The following is a 9,729-nucleotide window of genomic DNA, read 5'->3' on the forward strand; positions in this document are numbered from 1 at the left end:
GTGCACGGCGGCGCGCAGCGCCGTCAGGTCCTGTGCTCCGGCGCGCTCGCACAGGGCGGGAATCGAGGCGAGCGTCTCCAGGCAGCCGAGCTTGCCGCACGCGCACAGGGCGTCGTTACCGGCCACCGTGATGTGGCCCAGCTCGCCGGCGAGCCCCGTTGCCCCACCCACGAGGCGGAAATCGGACACGACGCAGCCGCCCACACCCCCCGACAGGCGCAAGTAAATGAACGACGACATGCCGGTTCCCGCGCCCCACAGTCCTTCCGCGAGGGCCGCCATGCGCACCGTGTTGTCCACCACCGGGGCCGCGGGCCACCAGCGGCCCGTGAGGCTGGCCAGCTCCTCCACGCTCGGATAGGCGTTTGAGGATAGGCGAGCGTTGCGGCCCATCGGAATGGGCACGCCGACGCCCACCGCGCGCACGTGCGTCACGTCGATGCCCTGGGCGGCGGCGCTTTCGGCCAGGGTCTCGCAGGTCTGTTCGAGCGAGCGGGACATCGATGGGGATGATTGGGAGACGATGTGGACGGCCGCCAGGACAGCCCCCGACCGGTTGAGCATGACGCCGGCGCAGGAGGTGCGCGTGATGAGCAGGCCGACCGCGTGCGCCGCCGTTGCGTTGAGAGCGAGGAGCTGAGTGGGGCGTCCGCGACCGGCCGCGTTGGAGCGCACGGCGCCAACCGATCCCTCGTCCAGGAGGGTTGACAGTGCCCGGCCCAGGTTCGTGCGGGAGGTGTCTAGGGCCTCGCACAGCTGCGAGCGAGTCGCGGGGGAGAGCGCCAGCTGCGCCACGATGCGATCTTCGAGCGTGGGGAGGGGGTGGCGCGTGGGGTAGTGCATGTCCGTCCTTCCCGTCTGCTGGCCCTCGGGCGGCGCGCGCCCTGGCCTCGTTCCAACCTGTCTATGATACGTATCACTGTAGGTGTCTAGTGTGAGCGGCGCGCGCGAACGCCACATGCGCGCGCGGCGGCGGATACGCCTGCGGGCTCCCGCCGCCGCGCGCGTGTCTAGTCGCTCGTGACCTCGTCGAGGTCGGAGCGAGCCGTGTTGACCAGCGGGATCTCGAAGTCGGTCATCGCGGCCATCCACTTGGCGAAGGAGTGGTCCCCCCGCTCGCGCAGCTGCAGGTACAGGTTCGTGGCCAGCTCCTTGCGAATCTCGTCGTACACGGGCACGGTGTACACGTTGTTCATCTCGGCGGGATCGAGGCGCAGGTCGTAGAGCTCGTTGATCGACTCGGGGTTGATGACGAGCTTGAAGTCCTTCGTGCGCAGCATGCGCTGCTGGAGGGGGAAGTGGTGACCGTGGAACTCGCACACGATGTCCTCGCGCCAGCCGTCGACGGCTTCGCCGCGCGTGAGGTCCACGATCGAGCGCCCGTCCTCCACGAGGGAGGTATCCAGGCCAGCGATGTCGAGCACCGTGGCCGGCAGGTCGATGAGGGAGACGAACGCGTCCGAGCGGCCCACCGTTGAGACACCGGGGATGTGAGCGATGAAGGGCACGTTGTAGATGTCGTCGTACATCATCGGGCCCTTGTCGTTGAGCCGGTGCGAGCCCGTGAACTCCCCGTGGTCCGCGCAGAAGAAGACCGCCGTGTCCTCCAGGATGCCCAGCTCGCGCGCCACATCCATGATGCGCCCGATCTCGAAGTCGATCATGGCTGTGTAACCCCAGTAGACCGCGATGAGCTTCCTCCACTGCTCGTTCGTGAACGAGGAGGTGGACCAGTAGGTGGCGTAGTTCTGCTGGATTGGGGGCTTGCCGATGAGTGAGTCGCCGAAGTTCTCCGGCAGCTCCACGAGGTCGGGGTCGATCAGGTCGAACCACTCGTCGGGCAGGAAGTAGGGCAGGTGAGGACCGAAGAAGTGCACGTCCAGGCAGAAGGGTTGACCCGAGTCCTTCCAGTCGGTCGCGTACTCCCGCAGCTTCTCGATCGCGCGGTCGGCGAGGAAACGCTCGAAGGTAGCCTCCTCGGGCTGGTCGAGGCGGGCGGCGATGATGTGGCCGTCGCGCCCGCCGGGAAGCTTGCCGCGCCACAGGTCGTGGGCGCGCACGGGCGGGAGGTTGTTGGCGCGGAGCCAGGCGACGTATTTCTCGTTGGCGACCGGGTTTTCGGCGCCCCAGTAGGTGTCGTCGTCCGCGCCGAACTTGTCGGGCAGGTTGTATCCGCAGTGGTATTTCCCGACGATGCCGACGTTGTAGCCGGCGTCGCGCAGCTCCTGCGTGTAGGTCCACGTGCCCTCGGGGATCGAGACCTGGTAGGCGATGTTCCACTCGGGGTTGGCGAGCACCTGGTGCTTGCCCGGGCGCTTACCCGTCATGAGGGAGGCCCGCGCCGGGGTGCAAATCGCCGTGGGCGTGAAGCAATTCGTGAAGGCGAAGCCCGATTCGCCCATCGAGTCGATGACGGGGGTGTGGGCGTGCGGGTTGCCCAGGCAGCCGATCGTGTCGGTGCGGTGCTGGTCGGTCATGATGACCAGGACGTTGCGGACGTTATCGGGAATATCCCGCGTCGTGTCAGTCATTGGATTCTCTCTTTCGTCAGTGGAAGTGGTGCCGCTTCGGCGTTACTGGGAGACAACCTTGTCCATGTCTTCGAGCTGGGCGCCGCTGGTTTCGGTCAGGTACTTCGCGGTGAAGATGACGGCCAGGACGCCGAAGGCGCAGTAGATCCAGTAGGTGCCGGCGGGCGACCAGCCGATGAGGAAGGGGAAGAGGAGGACGACCAGGAAGTTGACGAGGAAGTCCGCGCCCGAAGCCAGCGACATGGCGCCGCCGCGGATCGAGTTGGGGAACATTTCACCCATGACGATGGAGAAGATCGGGCCCCACGAGGAGGTGAATCCCAGGAGGAAGGTGCACAGGGCGGCGACCGCCAGGAAGGCCAGGATGGGGGAGTGGGCGACGTCGGGCTTGCCGTCGACGGTGGGGGCGATCGTGAAGACGGTAGCCACGACGCCCAGGGACACGAAGATGAGCGTGCCTCCGTAGACGAGCATGCGCTTGCGGCCGACCTTGTCCACGAGCATGATGCCCGTGACGACGCCGACGATCTTGAAGCCCGTGATCAGCAGGGTCTGGGCCAGGGCCATCGACTCGGTGAAGCCGACCGCCGCGAACAGGGAGTTGGAGTAGAAGAACACCCCGTTGATGCCGGTGAGCTGCTGGAACGCGGCGATCGCCATACCGATGAAGACGAGGCCGCGCCACTTCGAGGAGAGGATCTGCCCGATCGTGAGCTTGGCGCCGCCCGTGGCGGTCAGGGAGTCCGCGATGGCGGCGACGCGCGCGGAAGGGTCCTCTTCGCCGCTGACCGCCTCGAGCACCGACTTGGCCTCCTTCGTGCGTCCCACCGAGACGAGGTAGCGCGGCGACTCGGGGATTGTCGCGGTGAAAATGACGAAGAGGAGCGCCGGGATGATGAGGCAGGCGAAGAGGACCTGCCAGGTCATGAGACCGGCGAAGGCCGGCTGGGCGGCGCCACCGGTGATGGCCACGACGCCGGTGTTAATGAGGCCCGCGAAGAACAGGCCGAGGATGATGGCCAGCTGTCGAAAACCGATGAGGCGGCCGCGGATGTTGGCCGGGGCGATCTCGGCGACATAGCCGGGGGCGACCGTCGTTGCCGCGCCGAAGCCGATGCCGCCGACGATGCGGGTCATGAGCAGGAATGGGTAGCCGAAGCTGCCCAGGAGGGGAGAGATCGGGCCGAGGAGGGCCTCGAAGAGGAGGAAGGGGCCGACCCACATGAGGGTCGTCTTGCGGCCGATCTTGTCGGAGATGCGTCCTGCGGCGAGCGCGCCGATGAGGCCGCCGATGACGCCCGCCGCGCCGGCCACTCCCTGGAGAATAGGGCCGAGCTCGAAGGTGGTGCCGACTGCCTTGATGGCTGCGTTGAGGACCATGCCCTCGAAGCCGTAGAAGAAGGGGCCGAGGGTTGCGATGAGCGCCAGCCTCGTGGCGTAGCGCCTCGTCTGCTTCTCGCGGGGTGTGAGTGTCAGTGTCGATGACATGTCTTCGTCCTTGAAGGTTGTGAGATGCGCCCGCGCCTGCCGTGTGCGCATTCCTCACGCTACGCGCCCCTCTTTGTGTCCGAAGTTACGGACATAAAGGAAATCTGTGAGCTGGATAACAGTGTGGGGTTAGCGTTGCTGCAGGACGAACTCCGGATCCGGGGCGCTCGTCACCTCAACCGAATCCGCCTCGATAATCAGCGCCTTATTGCCCCGCACGCGCAGCGTCCCACTCACGCGCACCCAACTGTCCGCCGTGGGAACCGGACCATCCCACTGCACCGCAAAACCGATCGCGTATGCGTCCGCCGCGCAACACCAGATCGCCATGCGCGCCACGGCGAAACTCTCCTCCGACGTCAGGCGCGGGATCGACGCCTGGCCGCGCGCCGACGCCTCGCTCATCACGAAGCCCGTCAGCTCCACGCGCTGCCCGTCGTGCACCTTCCCGTGAGACGACAGCTCCTCAATCTGCGCCGCGAAGTTCTCCGTCGTCAGCTCCAGCGTCCCGCCCGACGAGGCCTGGGCGCCAGAACCCCTCAGTACCCCGCTCTGGCCGGCCGACTGTGCGCCCGCTCCCGCGCTCGCGGGCTCCTCCGAGGGGGATTCCTCGGAGGGGGATTCCTCGGCCTGTTCCCCGGTGCCTGCCCCAGCCTCGTCCCCCGCATCGGCAGCGCGAGCGCTCAGCGTCGTCGACGCCAACTCCGAAGGAGACACGTGGAAGGGGAGCACGAGCATGAGAGCCGCCAGGACCGCGACGACGCAGCGCGTCAGGCCCCTGCGCGACGAGGCGGACCCATGGTCATGCCCACCCTCGCCCGCGCCCAAACGCGACGACAATGCCAACGAACACGCCAGCAAGGCGACGCCCGACAGGGCGATCCCCAGGCGCGCCGACGGCGGCACGAACGAGCCGTAGCGACCCGACAGCGCCATCCACACCAGCGCCGCCCCCAAACCAGCCAGTGCGAGGGCCTCCAGCGTCGGAGCGATGCGATCCACGAGCTTCACGACAGGACCCCCATCCACCAGGCGCCGCCCACCACCACGGCGGCAACCACCGTCACCGTCACAAACAGGCGCGCCACGAACGCGCCCCGGAACTGCGAGGCCAACAGTGCCACGTTCTTCACATCCATCATCGGCCCGTACACCATAAAGCCCATCAGAGCTCCCGTCGGCGCCAACGACGCCAACGACCGCGCGATCACCGCGTCAGAGGAGGAACACAGGGATAGGGCGAAACCGGCCCCCATCATGAGGGCCAACGCGCCGACCGCCGGTAGTCCCGACAGTAGTGACGACACCGGCCACGCCACCTGCGCCATCGTCGAGGCCACGACGCCCCCCAGCAGGAACGGCAGAATCCGCCCGAAGGAGCGCCCCGTCGCCGCCAACACGCCAGAGACGCTCCGGTCGGGCAGCTCGCACCCGTCCTCGCAGCAACACGCATCCCGCCCGTGATCGGCGCCCGGACGGCCCTCCTCGCGCAGCGCCGTCGGGGGAGCGATCAGCATGGACAGGCCCACGCACAGGGCGACGACGACGGACGCTCCGACGCGCGCGGCCACCAGCGACCAGGACCCGAATGCGTAGAGGGTCGATGCGATCACCAGCGGATTGATCGCGGGCGAGGCCAACATGAGCGTCGTCGCCGCCGACAGGGGGACGCCCTTACGAAGCAGAGAACGAAAAATCGGAACGGCAGAACAGTCACACACGGGCAGCGCGAAAGCCGCGACAAGGGCGGTCAGCACCGAGGCGAGGGGATTCGTCGGGAAGACCCGTGCGATGAAGGCGGGGGAGACGAAGGCCTCGATCAGCTCGGCGACGAAGACACCCAGGAGCAGGAAGGGGATCGCCTGTAGCGTCATGCCGACAGCAATCGTCGCGGCCCGCCCGACCGGCACACCTGCGCCCGACAGGGACCCTTGCATCGCCCAGACGATCAGCAGTGCGGCGATCACGCACGCGCCGACGAGCGCACCCCAGGGGCGCGTGGGGCGTTTCGTGTCCGTTTTGCTCACCCCACAACTCTAGTGCAGGGCTCCCCTCTCCCTGCGCACGCGCGCCGGTGCGACGAGGCCGTGGCCGGGCATGTGGGGGAGGCGGGCTGCGCTGTGGGCAGACAGACGCCCGCCCACCGGGCGCGTGAGCAGACGCTTCGCTACACTTGTTTTTCGCTATGATCCGGCCCGCTTGCGGGGTATCACCGGGGAGCATCCGGAAGAAAGAGGAACGCAACAGCCGGCCACGGCCTCGTCCCCTCCAGTAGAACCGGACGGGAGGGCCCGACACAGCCCCAACGAAGCGGCCGCCCCCAGCGAGGGAGCGGCAAGCGGGGTGGTACCGCGGGTGCCGGCGACGCCGGTCCTCGTCCCTGTACAGGCGCGAGACGAGGACACTCATGACGAAGCACGGCTTCTACCCCCGCCACCGGCAAGACGAGGTGGACCCCAGCCCTTCCTTCCCCGCGATGGAAGAGGGCACCCTGGCGTTCTGGGCCAGCAACGACACCTTCCGCAAGTCCATTGAGATGCGCGACGCCGGCGAGAACGGCTCCAACGAATTCGTGTTCTACGACGGCCCGCCTTTCGCCAACGGCCTGCCCCACTACGGTCACCTCCTGACCGGCTACGTCAAGGACGTGGTGGGACGCTACCAGACCATGAAGGGCCACCGCGTCGAACGCCGCTTCGGCTGGGACACCCACGGTCTGCCCGCCGAGCTCGAGGCCCAGCGCCAGCTCGGCATCGAGGACGTCACCGAGATCACCCGCGAAGGTGGCATCGGCATCGAGGCGTTCAATGCGGCCTGCCGCTCCTCCGTGCTGCGTTACACGAAGGAATGGGAAGAGTACGTCACCCGCCAGGCACGCTGGGTCGACTTCGAGAACGACTACAAGACCCTGGATAAGTCCTACACGGAGTCCGTCATCTGGGCCTTCAAGCAGCTCTACGACAAGGGCCTGGCCTACCAGGGCCACCGCGTCCTGCCCTACTGCTGGAACGACCGCACGCCGCTGAGCAACCACGAGCTCAAGATGGACGACGACGTGTACCAGGACCGCACCGACAACACGGTGACCGTGGGCCTGCGCCTCGAGACGAAGCTGCGCGATGACTCGGCGCGTCCCGAGCTGGCGCTCATCTGGACGACCACGCCCTGGACGCTGCCGTCGAACTCGGCTGTCGCCGTGGGCCCGGACATCGAGTACTCGCTCGTCGAGGTTGCGGCCGACCACGAGGGTGTCCTCGCGGGCGAGCGCGTCCTCATCGCCACCGACCTGATCCCCGCCTACGCCAAGGAACTGGGCGAGGAACCCACCGTCGTGGCCACCTACAAGGGCTCGGAGCTGGTGGGCATCCACTACCATCCGATCTACGACTACTTCGACACCCCCGAGCGCCGCGCCGAGGGTGGCGATCCCGGCCCCAACGGCTGGTCCATCATCGCCGCCGACTACGTCACCACGACCGACGGCACCGGCCTGGTCCACCAGGCTCCCGCCTTCGGTGAAGACGACATGTGGACGTGCATGGAGTACGGCATCGGCGTGGTCCTGCCCGTCGACGAGGGTGGCGTCTTCACGTCCGAGGTTCCCGACTACGAGGGAATGCAGATCTTCGACGCGAACCGCTACGTGGTCGCCGACCTGCGCGAGCAGGGTGGCCCCATCGCGCGCCGCGCGCCCGAAATCCGCGCCGTGCTGGTGCGCGAGAAGTCCTACGTGCACTCCTACCCGCACTGCTGGCGTTGCCGCAAGCCCCTCATGTACAAGGCCGTGTCCTCGTGGTTCGTCCGCGTCACCCAGATCCGCGACCGTATGGTGGAACTCAACCAGGAGATCACCTGGACTCCCGCGCACACCAAGGACGGCATCTTCGGCAAGTGGCTGGAGGGCGCCCGCGACTGGTCGATCTCGCGTAACCGCTTCTGGGGTGCACCCATCCCCGTGTGGGTCTCGGACGATCCGGCCTACCCGCGCACGGACGTCTACGGCTCCATCGCGGAGCTTGAGGCCGACTTCGGCGTGAAGGTCACGGACTTCCACCGTCCCTTCATTGATCAGCTCACGCGCCCGAACCCGGACGACCCGACGGGCAAGTCGACGATGCGTCGCATCTCCGACGTGTTCGACTGCTGGTTCGAGTCCGGCTCGATGCCCTTCGCGCAGGTGCACTACCCGTTCGAGAACCAGGAGTGGTTCGAGAATCACTACCCGGGCGACTTCATCGTCGAGTACATCGGTCAGACGCGCGGCTGGTTCTACACGCTGCACGTCCTGGCGACCGCGCTCTTCGATCGACCGGCGTTCCGCTCCTGCGTCTCCCACGGCATCGTGCTGGGTGACGACGGCCTGAAGATGAGTAAGTCGCTGCGCAACTACCCGGACGTGGCAGAGGTGTTCAACAAGTACGGTTCCGACGCGATGCGTTGGTTCCTCATGTCGAGCCCGGTCGTGCGCGGCGGCAACCTGATCGTCAAGGAGGAGTCGATCCGCGACACGGTCCGTCAGGTGCTGCTGCCGATCTGGAACACGTACTACTTCTTCACGCTGTACGCGGGCGCCTGCAACAAGGGTGAGGGCTACGAGGCCTCTCGTGTCGACCTCTCTTCGCCCGAGGCCGTGGCCGCGTTGGCGCAGATGGATCGCTACCTGCTGGCTCATACCCGTACCCTCGTTGAGGACGTGCGGGGCGCCCTGGATAGCTACGATGTGGCCGGCGCGTGCGAGGCGGTTCGCGACTACCTGGATATCCTGACGAATTGGTACGTTCGTACTCAGCGTCAGCGTTTCTGGGATGAGGACAGTGCGGCGTTCGACGCGCTGTACACGGCTCTCGTGACGCTCATGGAGTTGGCGGCGCCCCTGCTGCCGCTGCTCAGCGAGGAGATCTGGCGCGGCCTGACGGGCGGAGAATCCGTGCACCTGACGGACTTCCCGGTCATCGACGAGGCCGTGGATGCCCCCGAGCTGGTCGCAGCCATGGACGAGGTTCGCTCCATCGTGTCGGCCGCCCACGCGCTGCGCAAGACGCATCAGCTGCGCGTGCGCCAGCCGCTGGCCTCGCTGCTGGTCGTGTCGGAGAACTTCGCTGCGCTGGAGCCCTTCGCGGACCTGATCGCCTCCGAGGTGAACGTGAAGTCCGTGGTCTTCTCTGCGCCGCAGGACTCGGGCCTGAGCGTCCGCACCGAGCTGGCGCTGAACCCGCGCGCCTTCGTACCGGCGGTTCGTAAGCTGACAAGCCAGCTGTTCAAGGCGCAGAAGGCGGGCGAGTGGGAGCTCGTGGACGATGGTGCGTGCCGTTTCGCTTCCGTCGAGCTGGATGGGGCGCCGCTGGTGCTCACGGGCGACATGTTCTCGGTGTCCACCTCGGTGGACGCCGCCGAGGGCCAGGTCGCGGACGTGCTGGCGTCGGGTACTTTCGTGGTGCTCGATACGGAGCTGACCCCCGAGCTCGAGGCCGAGGGTTACGCCCGCGACGTCGTGCGCGCCGTTCAGGATGAGCGTAAGAACGCCGGCCTGCACATCGCGGACCGCATCGACCTGTCGCTGACGGTTCCCGCCGACCACGTGGCGGACGTGGAGTCCTGGCGCGACATGATCGCCGCCGAGACCCTCGCGCTGTCGCTGGCGGTCGAGGCCGGCGACAAGCTTGCCGTGAGCGTCGCCAAGCACTGAGTGCTGTTGTAGAGGCGGGCGGGC

Annotated in this window: 6 protein-coding genes; 1 reads left to right on the forward strand and 5 read right to left on the reverse strand. The window is 67.2% G+C overall.

The window, feature by feature from the left end:
* From HMPREF1138_RS06070 to HMPREF1138_RS06090, 5 genes are all read right to left on the reverse strand, one after another.
* Positions 1 to 843, reverse strand: an 843-nt coding sequence (locus tag HMPREF1138_RS06070) for an ROK family transcriptional regulator (RefSeq protein ID WP_009057730.1), incomplete at its 3' end; no start/stop codon positions are given.
* A gap of 167 nt (positions 844 to 1,010) precedes the next feature.
* Positions 1,011 to 2,531, reverse strand: coding sequence for a sulfatase-like hydrolase/transferase (locus tag HMPREF1138_RS06075; RefSeq protein WP_009057727.1), 1,521 nt, complete (start codon positions 2,529 to 2,531; stop codon positions 1,011 to 1,013).
* 42 nt (positions 2,532 to 2,573) lie between these two features.
* Positions 2,574 to 4,019: a sugar porter family MFS transporter gene (locus tag HMPREF1138_RS06080; RefSeq protein ID WP_009057733.1), complete on the reverse strand. Its 1,446-nt coding sequence runs from the start codon at positions 4,017 to 4,019 to the stop codon at positions 2,574 to 2,576.
* A 129-nt stretch (positions 4,020 to 4,148) separates the two neighbouring features.
* The gene (locus tag HMPREF1138_RS06085; protein WP_009057729.1) at positions 4,149 to 5,030 is read right to left on the reverse strand and encodes a TIGR03943 family putative permease subunit; all 882 of its coding nucleotides are present in this window, start codon (positions 5,028 to 5,030) and stop codon (positions 4,149 to 4,151) included.
* Positions 5,027 to 6,046 carry a permease gene (locus tag HMPREF1138_RS06090; protein WP_009057732.1) on the reverse strand — a complete coding sequence of 340 codons (1,020 nt, stop codon included), beginning with the start codon at positions 6,044 to 6,046 and terminating at the stop codon, positions 5,027 to 5,029. Before HMPREF1138_RS06090 ends, HMPREF1138_RS06085 begins: the two co-directional genes overlap by 4 nt.
* A gap of 380 nt (positions 6,047 to 6,426) precedes the next feature.
* Between HMPREF1138_RS06090 and ileS the strand changes: the two genes are divergently transcribed.
* The gene (ileS, locus tag HMPREF1138_RS06095; protein WP_009057731.1) at positions 6,427 to 9,705 is read left to right on the forward strand and encodes an isoleucine--tRNA ligase; all 3,279 of its coding nucleotides are present in this window, start codon (positions 6,427 to 6,429) and stop codon (positions 9,703 to 9,705) included.
* Positions 9,706 to 9,729 lie beyond the last annotated feature (24 nt).

It is taken from the genome of Actinomyces sp. ICM58 (assembly GCF_000283035.1).
In the GTDB taxonomy this organism is placed as follows: Bacteria; Actinomycetota; Actinomycetes; order Actinomycetales; family Actinomycetaceae; genus Pauljensenia.

Coding starts and splice junctions, on each gene's coding strand:
- HMPREF1138_RS06075 (WP_009057727.1), bottom strand. CDS start 2,531: ATGACTGACACGACGCGGGATATTCCCGATAACGTCCGCAACGTCCTG.
- HMPREF1138_RS06080 (WP_009057733.1), bottom strand. CDS start 4,019: ATGTCATCGACACTGACACTCACACCCCGCGAGAAGCAGACGAGGCGC.
- ileS (WP_009057731.1), top strand. CDS start 6,427: ATGACGAAGCACGGCTTCTACCCCCGCCACCGGCAAGACGAGGTGGAC.